This is a genomic window from Pseudomonas sp. NFX5, from assembly GCF_049132125.1.
Lineage (GTDB): Bacteria > Pseudomonadota > Gammaproteobacteria > Pseudomonadales > Pseudomonadaceae > Aquipseudomonas > Aquipseudomonas marginalis.
Genome location: NZ_JAFMZG010000044.1, coordinates 665,980 through 682,211 on the forward strand (window position 1 = coordinate 665,980; position 16,232 = coordinate 682,211).

At 58.3% G+C, this 16,232-nt stretch carries 25 protein-coding genes; 3 read left to right on the plus strand and 22 right to left on the minus strand.

Annotated features, from left to right (window positions below; all coding sequences use genetic code 11):
- Positions 1–738, minus strand: coding sequence for a hypothetical protein (locus J1N02_RS31045; protein WP_421148250.1), 738 nt, complete (start codon positions 736–738; stop codon positions 1–3).
- Between the two features lie 187 nt (positions 739–925).
- Here J1N02_RS31045 and J1N02_RS31050 point away from each other — a divergent pair, with 187 nt between their 5' ends.
- Complete coding sequence (locus tag J1N02_RS31050) at positions 926–1,357, plus strand: hypothetical protein (RefSeq protein ID WP_421148251.1); 432 nt, start codon at positions 926–928, stop codon at positions 1,355–1,357.
- 2 nt (positions 1,358–1,359) lie between these two features.
- Here J1N02_RS31050 and J1N02_RS31055 read toward each other — a convergent pair whose 3' ends face one another.
- The 21 genes from J1N02_RS31055 to J1N02_RS31155 form a co-directional block, all read right to left on the minus strand.
- Positions 1,360–1,845 (minus strand): DnaT-like ssDNA-binding protein, encoded by a 486-nt coding sequence (locus J1N02_RS31055; protein ID WP_421148252.1) that lies wholly within the window; start codon positions 1,843–1,845, stop codon positions 1,360–1,362.
- 8 nt (positions 1,846–1,853) lie between these two features.
- Positions 1,854–2,966 carry a minor capsid protein gene (locus J1N02_RS31060; protein ID WP_421148253.1) on the minus strand — a complete coding sequence of 371 codons (1,113 nt, stop codon included), beginning with the start codon at positions 2,964–2,966 and terminating at the stop codon, positions 1,854–1,856.
- Complete coding sequence (locus J1N02_RS31065) at positions 2,905–4,344, minus strand: DUF4055 domain-containing protein (protein WP_421148254.1); 1,440 nt, start codon at positions 4,342–4,344, stop codon at positions 2,905–2,907. Before J1N02_RS31065 ends, J1N02_RS31060 begins: the two co-directional genes overlap by 62 nt.
- The gene (locus J1N02_RS31070) at positions 4,344–5,663 is read right to left on the minus strand and encodes a terminase (RefSeq protein ID WP_421148255.1); all 1,320 of its coding nucleotides are present in this window, start codon (positions 5,661–5,663) and stop codon (positions 4,344–4,346) included. The genes J1N02_RS31065 and J1N02_RS31070 overlap by 1 nt, the downstream gene beginning before the upstream one ends.
- Positions 5,638–6,114, minus strand: a complete 477-nt coding sequence (locus J1N02_RS31075) for a DUF2280 domain-containing protein (RefSeq protein WP_421148256.1) — start codon at positions 6,112–6,114, stop codon at positions 5,638–5,640. Before J1N02_RS31075 ends, J1N02_RS31070 begins: the two co-directional genes overlap by 26 nt.
- A gap of 32 nt (positions 6,115–6,146) precedes the next feature.
- Positions 6,147–6,755: a putative metallopeptidase gene (locus J1N02_RS31080; RefSeq protein ID WP_421148257.1), complete on the minus strand. Its 609-nt coding sequence runs from the start codon at positions 6,753–6,755 to the stop codon at positions 6,147–6,149.
- Positions 6,756–7,159: 404 nt separating this feature from the next.
- Positions 7,160–7,390, minus strand: a complete 231-nt coding sequence (locus tag J1N02_RS31085; RefSeq protein WP_421148258.1) for a DUF7681 family protein — start codon at positions 7,388–7,390, stop codon at positions 7,160–7,162.
- A gap of 57 nt (positions 7,391–7,447) precedes the next feature.
- Positions 7,448–7,765: a hypothetical protein gene (locus tag J1N02_RS31090; RefSeq protein WP_154989936.1), complete on the minus strand. Its 318-nt coding sequence runs from the start codon at positions 7,763–7,765 to the stop codon at positions 7,448–7,450.
- Positions 7,765–8,136 (minus strand): chemotaxis protein, encoded by a 372-nt coding sequence (locus J1N02_RS31095; RefSeq protein ID WP_025856073.1) that lies wholly within the window; start codon positions 8,134–8,136, stop codon positions 7,765–7,767. Before J1N02_RS31095 ends, J1N02_RS31090 begins: the two co-directional genes overlap by 1 nt.
- Positions 8,137–8,283: 147 nt before the next feature.
- Positions 8,284–8,667 (minus strand): hypothetical protein, encoded by a 384-nt coding sequence (locus J1N02_RS31100; RefSeq protein WP_421148259.1) that lies wholly within the window; start codon positions 8,665–8,667, stop codon positions 8,284–8,286.
- Positions 8,668–8,972: 305 nt separating this feature from the next.
- A complete protein-coding gene (locus J1N02_RS31105; protein ID WP_092489149.1) occupies positions 8,973–9,296 on the minus strand; it encodes a hypothetical protein in 324 nt (107 codons plus the stop codon).
- 8 nt (positions 9,297–9,304) lie between these two features.
- Positions 9,305–9,490: a Com family DNA-binding transcriptional regulator gene (locus tag J1N02_RS31110; RefSeq protein WP_092489150.1), complete on the minus strand. Its 186-nt coding sequence runs from the start codon at positions 9,488–9,490 to the stop codon at positions 9,305–9,307.
- A gap of 88 nt (positions 9,491–9,578) precedes the next feature.
- A complete protein-coding gene (locus tag J1N02_RS31115) occupies positions 9,579–9,935 on the minus strand; it encodes a hypothetical protein (protein WP_421148260.1) in 357 nt (118 codons plus the stop codon).
- Between the two features lie 120 nt (positions 9,936–10,055).
- Positions 10,056–10,601: a hypothetical protein gene (locus tag J1N02_RS31120; protein ID WP_407017848.1), complete on the minus strand. Its 546-nt coding sequence runs from the start codon at positions 10,599–10,601 to the stop codon at positions 10,056–10,058.
- Positions 10,598–11,188, minus strand: coding sequence for a recombination protein NinG (locus J1N02_RS31125; protein WP_421148261.1), 591 nt, complete (start codon positions 11,186–11,188; stop codon positions 10,598–10,600). Before J1N02_RS31125 ends, J1N02_RS31120 begins: the two co-directional genes overlap by 4 nt.
- Positions 11,185–11,655 carry a hypothetical protein gene (locus J1N02_RS31130; RefSeq protein ID WP_421148262.1) on the minus strand — a complete coding sequence of 157 codons (471 nt, stop codon included), beginning with the start codon at positions 11,653–11,655 and terminating at the stop codon, positions 11,185–11,187. Before J1N02_RS31130 ends, J1N02_RS31125 begins: the two co-directional genes overlap by 4 nt.
- Positions 11,652–12,449, minus strand: coding sequence for a hypothetical protein (locus J1N02_RS31135; protein WP_421148263.1), 798 nt, complete (start codon positions 12,447–12,449; stop codon positions 11,652–11,654). Before J1N02_RS31135 ends, J1N02_RS31130 begins: the two co-directional genes overlap by 4 nt.
- Positions 12,436–13,350, minus strand: a complete 915-nt coding sequence (locus tag J1N02_RS31140; protein WP_421148264.1) for a helix-turn-helix domain-containing protein — start codon at positions 13,348–13,350, stop codon at positions 12,436–12,438. The genes J1N02_RS31135 and J1N02_RS31140 overlap by 14 nt, the downstream gene beginning before the upstream one ends.
- Complete coding sequence (locus tag J1N02_RS31145) at positions 13,347–14,150, minus strand: Rha family transcriptional regulator (RefSeq protein ID WP_421148265.1); 804 nt, start codon at positions 14,148–14,150, stop codon at positions 13,347–13,349. The genes J1N02_RS31140 and J1N02_RS31145 overlap by 4 nt, the downstream gene beginning before the upstream one ends.
- Before the next feature lie 69 nt (positions 14,151–14,219).
- On the minus strand, positions 14,220–14,834 hold the full coding sequence (locus J1N02_RS31150) for a hypothetical protein (protein WP_213549550.1): 615 nt from the start codon (positions 14,832–14,834) through the stop codon (positions 14,220–14,222).
- A 54-nt stretch (positions 14,835–14,888) separates the two neighbouring features.
- Entirely contained in the window at positions 14,889–15,116 is a 228-nt protein-coding gene (locus tag J1N02_RS31155) for a helix-turn-helix domain-containing protein (RefSeq protein ID WP_198712650.1), read from the minus strand.
- Between the two features lie 43 nt (positions 15,117–15,159).
- Here J1N02_RS31155 and J1N02_RS31160 point away from each other — a divergent pair, with 43 nt between their 5' ends.
- The gene (locus J1N02_RS31160) at positions 15,160–15,867 is read left to right on the plus strand and encodes a LexA family protein (RefSeq protein ID WP_421148266.1); all 708 of its coding nucleotides are present in this window, start codon (positions 15,160–15,162) and stop codon (positions 15,865–15,867) included.
- A complete protein-coding gene (locus J1N02_RS31165; RefSeq protein WP_421148267.1) occupies positions 15,867–16,109 on the plus strand; it encodes a hypothetical protein in 243 nt (80 codons plus the stop codon). Before J1N02_RS31160 ends, J1N02_RS31165 begins: the two co-directional genes overlap by 1 nt.
- Positions 16,110–16,232: the final 123 nt, after the last annotated feature.

Sequence of the window (16,232 nt, forward strand, 5' to 3'; positions counted from 1 at the left end):
TTAGGTTCCTTTGGTGGCCTGGATTTTCTTGAAGAGATCGGGATTGTCACGGGCGATCGCAGCGCGCTCGGTTTCCGTGTACTCGCCCCACTTTTTCGTGGCCTTGCCACCTTGATCACCGGTCTGCCCGGCGCCCTGAGCCCTTGGCCACAGGTGTGTTGCTGTTTCACGCAGAGACTCCGCCCATTCGAGCGGCGACAGCGGGGTTTTCCCGTCCTTCCCATAAACGACCTCGCCGTCACGGTCAGTGGCAATCGCCTCGCCGTCCTCACTGAGTTTGAAAGTGCCCCGGGCGCGCAGAATGATGTCTTCGGCAGCCTCGGGGAGCGCGCCGGCCTTGATGGCAGCTGCGCGGATGGAATCGGCCAGCACCTTGTCGCTGTACTTGGCTGCGAATTGCTCTGCCTTGTCGGCGCGGGCCTTCTCAGCGGCCAGCTTGGCGTCGTAGTCGGTGCGCAGGCGTTCGGTGCGCTTGGTGATGACCTCGTCGAGCTTACCCTCGGCCAGCAGGCGGGTTTCCTCGTCTTGGCCGACCTTGGTTAGCAAAGCCTTCACCGCGTTGATGTCCAGGCCTTCGAACTGGGACTTGAAGCCATCCAGCTCGGTCTTGGTAGTCCGGAGCGAGCCAAGCAGCTCGGTGTTTTTGTTCTTGAGGCCCAGGGTGGCAGCCTCAACGGCTGCAGCAATGGCGGTCTGAACTGCCGGGTCTTCAAGATCAATCTGGTTTTCGTCTGCCACTTGGTGCACCCCTTGGGTTTGGTCGGCCCGCTTTGCAGGCATAAAAAAACCCCGACATGGTCGAGGCATAGATACTTTCGCGTCATTGCTGTTACTTAATTGCGCAACGCCGTCCGAACTCCGGTACAAGCGTGAATCCTAACTACACTCCTTCTCGAGCCATGTCGGCTCACGACAGGAGAGTGTTATGCAAAATTCTGCTAAGACAGTGCTACTTGCTATTGGCGCATCAGGGATTTCAGGATGCGCTGGAATTGATCTAGGGAAGGATGGACTTACGTACTACGATCCAGTGCCTTACATCTTGGTGACCAACAATAAGGACTGCTCACAGGGGGTGGCCGCAGTCACACTACCTGGCAAGCAGCGGTCCCTGAAATTCAAAAGTGGACTTGGCTCAGCGAAGCTTAATGTGAGTCTTGAAAACGGAATGATCAAAACAATTGGTCAGGAAACCGATACTCAAATCCCTCAAACAATAGCAGCACTGATTCCAATTCTTCCCGACAAATCAACACCAAAAAAGTGCATACAGGAGTCGACTCTAATCGAAAGCGGGACTCTGGGGTTTCCGTTCATTTTGCCCAAACCTAAACCTGACAATACCCCGGGCGTTTAAACCTACCTGACAAGTCTTAAACCACGCATCACCAAGTAATCTGCAAACTGTGTCCGGCTTGATGTATATGGAGGTGGTCGCATACGAACGCCTGCGGTGTCTCGACCTAGTCTTGTGCGCCGGCCGTCAGGCTCAATGCAATGCATGGGCTCCTCTATCTGGAAGCCCTGCTCGGCGGCATATAGCTCGACCGCCAGCCTCACCTGGCCCCATTCAAGCTCAAAGGGCACGAACGTCTCGGAGAGCGTCTGGTATTCGATCTTGCAGTCGCGCCTGGGCCAGGCCATTGCCTGTTCAGGCTTTGCCTTGCGCCCTTTCCACTGGCGACCGTTGATGTCGGCCGCAGCGCGCAGCAGCAGTTCGACCTGGTCAGCCTCAGCTTCAGGTATCCGGAACCCGTAGTAGTCGCGGTAGAAGGTCAGCTTCTCCAGCGGCACGAAGCTATTCGCGTCTGGCCTGCCCTTCCCGTCCTCAACGATGATCTGCATGTGCTATCTCAACCTGGTTGAGCGCCGAGTGTAATGCCTGCTCGGGTGAACATGTCAGGCTCTGCTTCCTTCAACTGCGCCAGCGTCAGCGGCTTGAACGATTTGTCGAGCTGCAACTTGGCGAACTTCTCCGGCGTCAGGCCACCATCACGGAACAACTTACCCCGGACCGGCCCGAGGGCATGATCCTGGAAGCTCGCCGGCTGCGTTGCCAGCCACTCGTAATAATTCAGGCCTGCGTCGACCTGGGCCCCACCGTTATCGCCCACCGAGGCGCGTGTGGCGTCCTTTGTGAACATCTCCGAAAGCCTAGTGGTCGGCACCGTGGTTGACCGGCAGTTGATATGCGCCGGCGGCAGCGGACCTTTGCCCAGGTCGAAACGCATCCCATCCAGGCCCTTGCATTGCTGCGAGGTCTTGCGGTCAAGCGTCGACACCCAGCGATAGCCCAGCACCACGTCGCTGTTGGCCTTCAGCGTCTCCATTCGTGCCGTGGTGGCTACGTGCTGGATTGCCGTCTGCACCACAGAGGCAGCGTTGCGGTTGCTCACAGCAAGGACGCCGTCCGTGAAGTTCTGTGCCGCGGTACCGCGAATCGCCTGGATGATCTGGGCATTGGTCTGGCCCTGGCCGAAACCGAGCCGGATGGTGTTCGTGACGCGCATCGTCTCGGTCCGCGTCCAGCCGCTGACGAAGCTCTTCAGCAGCTTGCCGCCGTCGATGCCTTTCACCTGCAGCGGATAGGAGAACACCGCCGCGCGGATCACCGTATTAGTCGGCACCACCGCGTCGATGGAGAGCGCATTGCTCAGGCTTTTAGCCTCGAAGGTTGACTCGTACAGCGCGATATCGACCAGGTCGGCCTGCACCAGGTCGCCGTAGGCCTTGTAGATCTCCAGCAGCTTGCCGTCCAACCGGGCCAGGAACTGCTCAAGCCGGTCCCGGCTGTAAGTGGTCAGTTCCTTTCGGGTGAGCTGCTCCCGCACCAGCTTGTCGATCTGCCGCAGGTACTTCTCGAACTTCTTGACCTCGCCGGCCTTAAGCCGCTCCAGCATGACGCTATGGCGTGTCGTCTGCTCCAGCAGTTGGCTGTCCGCCTGCACCAGATTTGTCGATGGCATCGTCTTTGTCCAAGTTGATGCCGGCCGACTCGCGCTCATCGCTGATCAGGTCGGCCTCTTCGTCGTATGGGCGGTCCGGCAACTTGCCGGTGGTGAGGTACTGCCAGTAGGTGTCGGCGCTGATCGTGCCAGCCATTACGCCTTTCAGCAGCTCGGCGAGCACCTGGGCGTCGACCACCGGGGTCACGAACTCAGGGTTCACCTTGAACTTGACCTGCTTTGGGTCGTATCCCTTCCACTCGGCGGCGTATCGCAAACCCTGCTCCACCGCCTCGGCCACTGTGATGACGATGCTGTGCAGCGTGGCGTGCTGGTCGTTCTGGCGTGTTTTGCGCGCCTCACCCGACTCAGTGCCTGCTACGTCCATGACCTTGGCACCAGCTTCAAGCGCGGCGTTTTTCTGGTCATCCATCGCCTTGCGCACGGCTTCGATGCCGGCGCCCTGGAATTCCAGGTATCCACACTCGCCATTCGGGCCCAGGTCCCACGCAGCAGATGGGCCGGTGACGCTCAACTCCACCGCCTCATCCAAACCAGAGACCCACGGTTGCGGGTGACTGGTCTGATGCAGGGAAGTGAAGTAATCAGCGCTGAGCTGATACGACTTCAATGCCGCCCGCGCCATGGTCAGCAACGGCACCTCGTCGACGTCCGGCGAGTTGTCGGTCGAGCCGCAGTAGATCACCGGCAAGTACGACAGGCCTTTAACCAGGCGGTTGTCAGCTCCTGTTGTGCCCAGCGGCTTTTCGTCCTCGACCAGCTCACCGCCTTCATTTCGAACCGCGGTGTGGCAAACATCGTCCAGCATGAAGAACTCACGGAACACCGTGTCGCAATCATGACTGTAGCGATCGCCGCCCTTCTTGCGAAACTCGCGGAATACCGATAGGACCAGATCCTGCCGGCCGCCTTGATCAGCAGTGCCCCAATTGATGGCGTTGCGGGTAGCGTACGTCGAGAAGTACGGCTCGCCGCTCTCGTCGATGTTCACCACCAGCGGCACCCGGCCGTGCGAGATCGCCTGGCGCACCATGCGGAAGAACAACTGCTTCAGGCCGAAGCCATCCGCCGTGGCGTTATCCTCCAACCCCTTCAGGCCGGCGGGCAGCTCGATCTCCGGGATCAGTCGAGAGACCAGCCCCATCATCGAACGCAACGAGTCACGCACCCAATGCTCGTACTGAGCCCGGTTCGTGTAGTTCTCGTAGAGGTATTTATTGCCGACCCCATCGAGCTTCTCCGCCTCAACCATGCCGCTCGGCTTGGGCAGGTTGCGCTCGTTGCGCTTCACGGCGCACTCACCCTCGAGCGCGTCGTCCATCATCTCCCACTCGGCGATGTGCGCGTCGTAGTCGGGGTTTGTCGATTGCACTGGCATCAGGCCAAGCCTCCAATTCGGCGTGTTCCGCCTGTGCGTGTTTTGATCGGGTACCGCTTGGCAATGAAGTAGCCGGGGGCGTCCACCAGGTGGTCATAACCGGCCTTCTTGTCGGGCTCACCCTTGTCCGTGTAGATCTGCCGTTCCAGGCACTGCGTGTATTTCGGGCATTGGTCGACGTTGACCAGGTACCGGTGCTCGCTATACGTGTTGGCGAACATTGCGCACATGGCGTTGACCCGGTCTTTAACCGCGGGGTTGGTCGAATCCACAACTACGGTGAAACCAGCCTTCCTGAGCAGTGACAGATCAGACTCGCTCGCGCTCTTGCTGCTTGTGTTCTGGCCGCTGGCGTCCGGGTAGATAGCAATGCTGTGATCAGGGAAGCGAAGCTTGATCTTCTCGATCATCTCCGGTGTGTCGCGCACCTCGGAGAACTCGCTGAGGGCCAATGGCAGATCGTCACGGATGACATGCACCACGGCGGCCATCTTCATAACGTTGAAGTCCATGCCGATGTGTAGCGCCTCACCGCGCTTGATCGTCTCGCTGGTTCGATTCGCCTCACGGTTGAACGTGTAGTAGACGACGCCCTGGTAGTTCTCAAAGCTGGCCTCGTACTCTTGCCGGAAGGTTCGAGGGTCCATCTTTCGGCGGGCAGCCTCCAACTCTTCGGCCGGAACATTGCCGCCGTCGAGCGAGGTGTACAGCCAACTCTTGTGATCGGGCTCATGGCCTGGTCGGCCATCGAGGAACGTGTCGTAACAATGGTTGAAGCCCTTGGGCGTGCCGATGCGCAGCGCGTGTCCGCCCTTGCGCATGCCAACGCCCGGTATCGAATACTGGCAGGTAGAGAGCATCGGCCGCAGGACTTCTTCCCAGGCTTCCCACGGGCAGTCTGCCCATTCATCCACCAGGACGAAGAACAGACCTGAGCCCCGCAGGTTGTCGTAGTTGTCGAGCCCCACCACGCGCATGACATGGCCGGACTTGAGGGTGATCGAGCATTCCGTCTCGTTCGGGCGGTGTGCACGCCATGCTTCGGGGATAGCCTGCTTCAGGCGCCGCCAAAACACGCGCTTGGCCTGTTTGAAGGTCGGCGCGCCATACCAGATCTCGTCCTCAACGCTCACGCCCCACTCAGCAGCCAGCCGTGCAGCGCGGCGCATCTCCGCCTTACCCAGGAATGTCTTGCCGAACCGCCGGCCGCAAACTGCATCACGGAAGCGGGCCTCAGGCTGGAAACCCCAGCAGTAAATGTTCGCCTGCTTGGGCGTCAGCCTTACCGGCGGGTCAAAGGTACGGGGTAGCGGGGACATTCTCATCAGGCTCCAAGGTGTACTCAGCAACGGCGTGCTGCTGGTCAGCGTGGGAGCCCAAAGGCTTTTCAGGTTCAAGGCGGCGATTCACGTAGGCATCGCCCACTTCTTTGGCGGCCTGCTCATACAACTGAGCAGTCAGCGCCAGGTTGCGCATGCTCTCAGCCTTCTCGGCCAGCCGCCCAAGACCGCGAAGCCGGTACGCGCGATTGGCAATGGGGATATCGGTTATCTCTTCACGGAATCGCTTGCGAGCAGCGTGGAACAGGTCCACCCAGGTCTTGCCGAGCTTCTGCCCGGCAAACTTTGTCGGGTCGTGCGTTTCGCATTGCTGGCGCGTGATCTCAATCCCGAATTCTGTCTTGACCGCTGCTACCACCTGGGATGGCGTATCGAAGCAGGCCAGAGCCTGAACGATGAAGGCTTTGACCTCGCTTCGTAGTACTGCCATATGGTTGTCATCCGTCAATACCTGTCATGGAATCAGGCCGACTTGAGCAGACAGGTTCCGCAGGCCCTCGATATGTTCAATTTCCCCACCTCGGCAGGACTGTTTGCAGCATCCACCAACGCTTGAACGTCAGGACTTGCGCCGTAGCGGCGGACCACACCGACGAACTCTTCGACGTCGTGGCCCTGCAGCTTGATCTTCGGTGCACCGTCTTGGGTGAATGCTGGTTGACCGTACTTGTCGGTCGCGTGAGCCAGGTGATACAGCTCATGTTCGATGAGTGCGCAGAACTCAAGGTCGCTGCACTGGGCGCAGTAATCAGCCGCCAGGGTGATGATGAAGGCCGGAACATCGCCGAACCAATCACGCATCTGTTGCTCCATCCGGGCCTTCTGCCATCCACCAGCGCGGAAAGCCACCTGTTCGGCCTGGCCAAGAACTGTACGGCCCTGTTTCTCGAAGCTCGACGATGCCCACATGACCCGGATGTCTGCATCCAGTAGATGGGCATGGTCTTCGTTGTGAATGCTGCCGGTGTCGGAAAATATCTCGCTCTGGATCCAGTCCCACACCTCTGCGGCCGGGCGCAATTTGAGCCAGAGCGACTCGAGAAGATCGCCCGGTGGCTGAGGTCTGGTCATGAAGCCACCTGGTTCGGTACGAGGATGAGAACACGCTACTTGATTAGGGGCTGATTGAGTATTTCAAATAAGCCCCGTTTGGCAGGGGTAGAGCAAGTTAACGAACTGGAATCCAGGCTCTAGAGCCCCTGGGAGAATGATGGACGACCCTGCATCCATTGACGACCGGAAAACCGGAAGACACCCCCATCCAATACAGCAGGTTGGCGTACTCCTCATCGGAGTATCGGTAGAACAGGCCGTGCTGACACTGAACGTAGTTGTTAGCTTCATCTTGGTCGCTCATAGCACCCATGTTAACTGCTACTGGCTCGACAAAAACTGTGGGTTTCACCTCAAACATCTGATCCCTCCTTGGCAATTAGAGGCAGAACTCTATCGGATGCGAGCTACCTTTTGCTACCTCAAACGAAAGGGTCGGCGGGCTTGGCGATCGAGCGCACAAACCACATGAAGCCCTGCTGTAGGCTGGTCTTGGCTAAGGCTAGCAGCCGCTGGTCAACGCCCTGAATTTGACCGATCTGCTTGAACAGTTCGCCGGCGTCAACTTCGAGCGCCTTGATAGCGTTCATCCCGTCGATTTCAGACTGGGTGAGGTCGCGGTAGCCGGTGATTTTCTTGTGCTGGTTATCCATGGGTGACTCCTCATGTTTGCGCCCAACGATTTGGCGCATTCGAAAACGTGGCGCGGATTACTGCGATACACGGTTGAGGGCTTCGTCCGCTTTGTCGGCAGCCTGGGCCGCAGTAGTTGCAGCCTTCGTAGCTTTGTCGGCGGCGGTGCCGGTTTGGCGAGTCAACTCTTCCAGGCGCTTGTCACGCTCGCCCATGGCGGTGTCGTAGGCCCTGCGAATGTCGGTCACCTGGTTGCTCTGATTCTCGGCAAGAGACCAGTAGGCGGCCTGGTAACCAAGAACGGCACCACCACCAACCAGCACGACAGCGATTGCCCAGACCTCGGCACGCCGCCACCAGCGGCGTGCGATAAATTCCAATGCGCATCTGTCCATCAGGCGATACCTCCCAGCTTGGTGCGCAGGCGAGTGATCTCGTCGCTCTGCTGCGTCACGCGGTCAGTGAGTTGAGCGACCTGGCTTGTCAGCGCTTCGATCTTACCTTCCATGCGGCCGACGGCGGCGGCCAGGTCATTCCGCTCTTTCGCGAACTGATCGGCGCGGGCCTCGGCCTCTTTGCGGGCGGCCCGTTCTTGGTTCAGCAACTCGTTCAGGCGCTTCAGCGTGCCGATATCGGCGCTGTCCATGGCGCGGTCGGTTGCATCCTTGGAAAGGAACCGGCGCAGCCAAAGCAGGCCGCCCAGCACTACGGTGGCGCTACCGCCCAGCCAGGTAGCTGTGCCTGGGCCGAGGTCAGTAGGATCCATCGTCACTCCATGAAGAAAATGGCCTTCGCCAGAAAAAGATCAGCCCAGCAGCACTCCCTGCTGGGAGCAATCGGTGTCGCGTAGCCGAAAAGAAAAAACCCCGGCAAATGCCGAGGTTCTTGAACTAAAAGCTAAACCAGCATAGCGCTACGCGTCTTGGGGATTAGCTCTCCAATAGCTAGTCACTTCATTGTAGGCATCGATGAAGAAGCGGTCGTTATCATCAAACTCCCTACCATTCTTCCGCGCCATTTCAAAAAAGCCTGGCCCTGGAATCACCGAGCCATTTTTGTGAACCACCAGGGCGGTCAAAAACCCCCTGCCTTGGTCGTACTCGGAAGTCGATATCTCGTCCAGAAGCACGCTCAGACGCGAATCATGCGCTTCAAGAGCAATCGGAAGTTGGGCAACCAAGTCCGAATAAGCGATAAACGGATTGGGTCGTCTCGCGTGCTTGATGAGTATTGCCCGTGCAGCGTTTCGCGCTTGAATCCAATCAGATGCAGCAAAACCGTGGATTAGACCAGTCACATCGATTCCCTTCAGTTATGAAAAAAATCGATGATGGCATTGAGCCCACAGAATGTCATCTGCAGGCGCTTCAACAATGAGATCCCCTATAGCCACTCGATCTTATCGAACAGGCGCTGTAGATACTCCATGCGCTCGACTCCGTGGGGCATGTTTGAAATAGGTCGGCTCCAGCAGCACTCCCAGCTCGGAGCAATGGGTGTGGCGGAGCCGAAAATAGGAAGGCCCCGGCAAATGCCAGGGCCTTGGCCTGTCACGTAAGGACAGGAGAAAAGCAAACGGCTGCAGATGCAGCCCACCGCTTCTTACGGCAGCAGGTCGTAGGTCACGTAGGCCGTACCGCCGCCATTCTGCGTCATTGCTACCCACAGGCCCTGACCGGCGGGGATGGTTACAGAGAACGGAAGAGTGGAAGAACCGCTAACGGCGGACAAGATAACGGGCACGTTGGTCACCCAGCGCCCTTCCGGAATGGTCGTGCCGGTGCTAATAAATCCGTTCCCGACGGGGCTGATCATCGTAGCTGTCCGAACTACAGCGCCATTGACGTTCTGTGCCGGAGTGAAAATTGCCTCGGCGTAGCTGGTTGCCACCGATTTGAAACGGCTGCCGATTTGTACTGGTTCCATGTTTTCACCTATTGAGTCGAATGATTTGTCGCGGAGGATTCCGCTTTCATGTCGCTCAAAGGCGATTGCTCGAGGATCTTGTCCTTCGCATGATTCAACGTCCCGCATCGGGAACACTTGATCTGGAGCTCTGTAAACCCACCCGTACGGGCGAGAAGTCTTTTGCAGTTACCGCATCTGAATTCTTTCAACATCTGCAAATTCCTTTTGCTGAATCGCCCTTTTCCGTGGGCAATAAAAAGCCCAGCGCGAAGGCTAGGCATCTGTGTTTCGTAAGGTGTTTTATATGCGCGTCCTGGCCATGACTCGCCATATTTTTATCAACAGAAGTGCAGTTAGCGCGCCGAGCAGGCCTGCAAACAATCCCATCTGAAAAATTGCAGATGGCTGCATCCAGCACAGGCTCATTGGCTTGGTAAAAGAATAAAGGCAAGGCTCAGGGAACAGGATCTGCCATGAGGGCAACGCGCCAGCGATAAACAATAATCCTGTTCCGAATAGCACTACGGCTACCCAGCGAGAAATGGTGGGGAATTTTATTCGAGCCTGCGATAGAGCAACTACCAGGGCGGCGGAAACGAATCCAGGAACGAAAAGAGCCGCAAAAAAAACCTGGCTATACTTATGGGCAGTATCCATATCACCTCAACAAAAAACCCGACACAGCGGCCGGGCTTTTTTATGTCAATCCCTAACGCGCAAGATCGACAGGATGGGTAAATACTCTCTCACTTTCTCACTCATTGCAATGGCTATTTGCTACGCCGCGCAACTTTCGATTAATCCCTCCGCGTCGAGCAGTTCCTGAGCGGCAGTGAGCGCCTCGTTCACCTGGTCATCAAGCGTCTTGCGGATCCCTGAGCGCCAACGGTACCGGGTCGACTCTGGCTTACCATCATTGTCCCAATTGGTGATGTCGTACCAGGCTGCCGGCAGCACTGCGGCGGAGCGCTTGCCTTCGGCACCAGCAACCTGCGGAATGGCCCAGGTCAGCACCGCGCATTCCCGGAAGCGCTTCGGCGCCGGCGTCTTCACCGAATTCAACAGTTCCAGGATGGCGCCATGCTTGCGCTCCTGGTGCGTCGAGTACTTCGCCACGAGCGCCCGCCAGTGCGCCGGGGTCAGCGCCTTATGCAGCCGACCGAACACCCAGCAGTCCTGTAGAAACGCCGCCTCCTTGCCGACGATCTCCCCCTTCTGCTTGGCACACTGCACCTTGGGCTCAAAGTCGCACCCGCCGGCGGAACTAATGGTCTCGGCCGCGAGGGCTCGAACTACTGCTGAAACAACGTTGCGATAGGTCATGCTGCAGCCCTCTTCAGTTCTCTGGTCTTTGCCCGGTAGTAGGCCTTGATGCCCTTGATCTGCTCGACGGAGTACATGCGCACGCTCTGGTCGGCTTCCAGGGCGTCAACCGCTTCCTGGCCGATTCGCGCGATCAGGCCGATCCGGTAATCCACGGCATTGCCCGAAAGGAATCGGTTGTCCTGCTTGCTCTGGGCGTGGCAGTTGCGTTCATCGAAGCGCAGGTGCGGCGCGGAGCCAACGCTGCGGTAGTGGCCGGCATCGACTGCGTTGCCGCTCCAGTCCAACGGCTTGCCGCTGGAGATGCAGAGATGGCCGGCAGTCTGGTCCCTGGTGCGGATGTATTCGTTGAACGCCTGCTGAGCCTCGCGCATATGTTCGCCGCGGCTCTTCAGCTTCTCCTTGCGAACCTTGATCTCGCGGCGCTCAACTTGAGCTAGGGACTTGCGCGCCTTGGCCTGGTTCACGTCCTTGATGGCGAGGCCGCACTTCGGGCTACATACGGACTGTCCGAGGCGCTGCGGCGGGAAGCTGATGCCGCATGCCGGGTTCTTGCACTTCTTCGGTTTGGGTTGCTTGGCGATCATGCAGCCTCCTTGCTGAGTAGATCAGTGAAAACCACACCTTGGCCTGTAAAATAGGCGGCGATGCGGTCGGTGTAATTGATGCCCTGGGCGCGATTGAACAGGCTGGTCACCGGGAAGCCGTCCGGCCCGAACAGATGGCATTCCCCCATCATGGCCAGCTTCGTTCCGTAGGGTAGATGGCGCATGACTCGGTACCACTCGGCCTGGAACCCAGCGTCTTCGTTAAGCAAGATCTGCACGCCAAAGTGCAGCTTGCAGTAGCGCCGGGCGTCAGCCGCGTCACCGATCTGGGTCATTTCGGCGATACGCTTGTACATCCCGAACCACAACCGATTTTGGTCAAGCGTGCGGTCCTTGCCCGGGCGCAGGGAGACCACCACGAACTTCTTGTCGCGGTACATGGCGCTCAACTTGGTGATAGCCTCAGAGAGCTTGGCCTGGCAGTTGACGCTGATCTTGTCGGTCATGGCGCCGCCCTCTTCGCTTCCAGTTCCTGAGCTTGCTTGATGAGCAGCGCCCTGCGATCCGCCAACTCATTTGCCGCGTCAATCCGCATTTCGGTTTTCCGTTCGGCACTGGCCTTGCGCATTTCCAGCATCGAGTTTTTCACCAGTTCCAACTTCTGCCGAAGCTGGGGCTCTGGCCGTGTGACGGTGCCAGTGAGCAAGCCGGCGATGGCGCGACCGTCCTCAGTGACCGGCACGACACTCAGGTCAGCCAGGTACTTCTGGCCGTGATCGAGGGGAATCCGCTTCAGCTCCATCGCCTTGGTCACCGCTTGGATACGGCGGTTTGCATCGAAGCCCACTGAAACGTGCCAGTTGACCGGCTTCGCATCCTCGCGGGCCTGCCCCACGAACCGCTGGTAGGCGTCGATGAACGCCATGCGCGCACCGATTTTGTCGCCACCATCCAAGATGGGTTTCGCTGCTGCCAGGGCCAGTTGGATTTCATCGGTCAGTACCACGGTTTCAAATTCGTCGTTGGTGGTCATGGCGATCGCCCAGGCCTCGTCCTTGCCAGGACGGCCGTCGGAGGTCTGGACACGCTGCAGGATGTCAGCCATAGCCAGCTTGCCTTTCACTTCGAAGCGGCAAGCCTTCAACGCGGCTTTGACGACGGGCACCGGGTACGCGCAAAGGTCTTCGGCCATCATCGCGGCGGTGCCGGGGCTCATTTCCTGGCCCATGGCCTCGGCGGTTGCGCAGATGGCAGCGGCCAGCCCGGCTACCTGCTGGTCATTCATTTCAAAGGTATTCATTGCGGTCACCTGCTTGGCGTTTGGCCAGAACCATCTGTGCGGCCTGCTCCGCTGCGGAATGGTTCGCTTCTGTCCGTTCCATCTGGCGGGCGGTTGTGCCGTTGATGCGCTGCCCGGTCACCCACTGGGTGTGGTAGCTCTCGGCGTTGGCCAGCAGCTCGTTGAGGCTGTGGCACTTACGCAGCACAGCGGCGTCGCTGGTTTTCAGGAAGTGGGCGGCGACGTGGTGAGCGACATCGGCACCCAGGCGGTCGACGAGCAAAGCCATTTGCTTGCCTGTCTTGGCGTTCCACACCGGCCAGGCGTTGTAGCGTTTACGGTAGGCCATGGCGTAATTGGCCCAGACTTTGAACGTCTTGCAGGTCTGGTCCTTCGGCCCGGGCATGTCGGCGGGGATTTCAACTCGTGGTTGCTGCGAAACGAATGGCACGACCTGCCCCCTCACGACCTTGGCGGTAGCCTGGGGCGTAATTGGTTCAATGACCGGTTCTATGACTGGTTCAAGAGAGTTACTGATTCTGGGTGCAGCTGCTGCACTACCCCCTGGTGCAGGAGATTCACTAGGGAGTGAACCTGCTGCACTACCCTGGTGAATCTGCTGCACTACCCCTGGTGCAGGAGGTGCACCACCCCCATCGAGAGTGAGAAAGTAAACGTTAGACGAGTTTCCCTTCGGACCACCCTTACGAATCTCCTTGCGCAGCAATCCCGCGTCACACAGGGCTGTGATGTGGTTCATGACAGAGCGCTTGCTGATCTCGCACTGATCGGCGATGTGCTGATAAGACGGCCAGCACTCGCCTACATCGCTGGCGTTGTCGGCCAGCTTGATCAGCACAAGCTTGCGCAATGGATTGCCGACGCGAAGCTTCATCGCGGCGACCATAAGGCCCATGCTCACGCGGCACCTCGAACTGCTTTATCGTGCGTGAACAGGCCGTCCCATGTCTTCTTCATGGGCAGCTCGCCGGCCAGGTACAGGTCGTATAGGCGTGCGGCGCCCTTCTTCAGCAGGATTGGCATGTAGGAGATGAACGGGTCTTTGCCGTGCGGGGTAACTTCGTGCTGGTGCTCGGTCATGTACTTGTCGCGTGCGTAGGAGCCAACACGGTGACGTACGCCGGACTTGCTTTCGTTGTAGAGCCAGCTGCGGACCTCAAGGTAATTCCCCACCTGCATGACATTGACACCATTCAGGCCCTTGCAGAATTGGGTGTGGGTCATGCGTTCCTTGAACAGGTTCTCCATGGAGTGGATCTTGGTGGCCTGCTGGTGATTTTCAACGCGCAGCACTGCCGTCTGCTCGATCTGATCGGCGTACAGGCGCAGAGCCTCTGAGTAGGACGGCATTGCAACAGACTGGGCGGTATGAGCTTCCTCCAGCTCATGGAGCCGGCGGATAACCCTGTGGCGAAGCGGAATGCTGTAGCCGGTTACCAGTGTTTCGGTAAGTTCTCTATCCAGATGGAAGCAAGGCAGCGAGCGTCCGGTGCCGTCCAGATAGGTGCCCCCAAATTTGGGGTCAGTGATTTTCAGCTCTGAGAGCATATTGCGGATATCGCGCATGACGTGGTCGTGGCGCTTGCCGGTGAGCTCGGAGATTTCGCGCGAGGACATAGTTGTTCGCGCCACGTTTTCGGATTGCGGAAAACGTGGCGCGGAAATGTCGGGGCTATTGATCGATTCTGTGTGTTGGTGCATGATTCGCTCCAGTTGTTTACCGCTGTAGAAAAAGCCGACCTCGACCGTCGGCTTTTTTGTGCCTGGAATTCAGGCAATGGATTTCAGTGCTGGCTTACCGTTGAGCAGCGCCTCAGCCTTCCGGCGCAACTCCCCCGCCTTCGCTTCAACCTGGCGGCACTGCTTAGCGAAAGCTGGCAGGTGCGGCAGATCCAGTTCGCACATCACCTGGTCGTCGAACACTTCGCTGCCGGTGTCGATCACATCGCCCAGCGCGCGGATTAGCGCACCGAAGCTTTTGTTCGCACATTGGTCGCTGGTCATCTGGCGGGCACCGGTCAAGCCGTGGCGGCTCGCCAGCTCGTTTAGGCAGTGATCACGGTATTCGGGCTCAAGGGCGTTGACCCACGACTCTTCCAACCAGGACGGCATTTCCTGATCGCCGTTCAGCCAACGCTGTACACGCTTGAGCCAGCGGCCGGTCGCCTTCACAAAGTCGGACACGTCGTTCTGCAAGGTAAGCGCGGCGAAGTCCGGCACCTCTTTGGCGATGGCCTTCTCCGGGCACGACAGGTGAAGCTCGCGGCTCAGCGCCTGGGCGAAGTCGTCCTGGCTCAGGCTGGTGCGCGCGATCTGGTTTGCAGCGTGTGCGACCAGCACCTGATCACGAGTTTGTACGGTGTGTCTGGAACTGGACGTTTGCATGGGGACTGCTCTCTTCTAATCTGGCTTCAATGGAACGGCGGACAGGGAAGTCGCCTAGGCGGCCCGAATATCCGCAGTAGATTGCTGCGGAAAAACACGATCCAAAGTGCATTTCGCACCCAATTCATTCAGCGCCTGGACGATCTTCCGGGCGTCTTCAAGCTTCAATGGGCGTGCCCCCGACTCGTAGTTAGCGAGCCGCGACTGCTTCCAGTTGAGCTTTCGGTGCAAGGCTGCCTGGGTGATTCCGGCCTCCTCACGAAACTCTGCTATGAGGTTCATTGCGCTGCTCCTGCGGTCAATAAACCAAGGATAAACACATAACGTGTTATTGGCAAACACAATAAGTGGGCGGAATTTATTTCACTCCGTGATTAAAATTCGATCCATGAAGACACTCGGATCGCGCATCGCGCACTACAGAGAAAAAGCAGGGCTTTCTCAGGCTGCCTTGGCAAAGGCATGCGGGTGGAAATCCCAATCGCGCATAGGAAACTATGAGAAAGATGCTCGGGAGCCAAACCTTGACGATATCTCCAAGATTGCCCATGAACTGAAAATCGATCCGGCGGCGCTGCTTTTGCCTGGCGAAAGCCCCTCGAATATTTCAATCGCCGCGCAGCCCACCAAATCATTCCGCTACCCAGTAATAAGCTGGGTTGCCGCCGGCGCCTGGACGGAAGCAGTGGAGCCCTACCCGGCCGGATTCTCGGACAGCTACGAGTTCTCGGAGTACGACTCCAAGGGCACAGCGTTTTGGCTGAAGGTGAAAGGTGACTCAATGACGGCGCCCGCCGGCCAGAGCATCACCGAGGGCACGCTGATTCTGGTGGACACCGAGGCTGAGGTCGCACCAGGTAAGCTGGTGGTGGCCAAGCTGCCAGACAGCAATGAAGCCACATTCAAGAAGCTAGTCAGCGACGGCGGCAGGCTGTTCCTGAAGCCGCTGAATCCGAGCTACCCAATTGAGGCGGTTGACGAGAATTGCCGGATCGTTGGCGTGGTTGTGCAGGCGCTGCAGAAGTTTTACTGATGCCATCCGCCCTTGGAAAACCTTCTACCTCATGGCGAGAGCAGTCCTTCTGGAGCAAGGTTGGGGTCATTGCTTGGCTGGCGCTGCTTATGATGATCCCCGGCTACTCCGACGCAGCTGGTCTTAGCTGGAGCTCATCCGGCCGCAAGCGGGTCTTCAGCCCTGGCTTCGTTGTGCTCTGCGTTTTCGTGGCTGTGTTTGAACTGATAGCGCTGAATCACTTCTATGGCGCGCGTTTTTAAGGCGACTGTGGTGGGACAGGATCACTGAAGTAAATCCGAAAGGCCTGCGCGCTCATCGACCAGCCATTGCATGTTAATTTTTTTAACCTACAATGTAGGAAGAAAAAATTAACATCAGGTGAA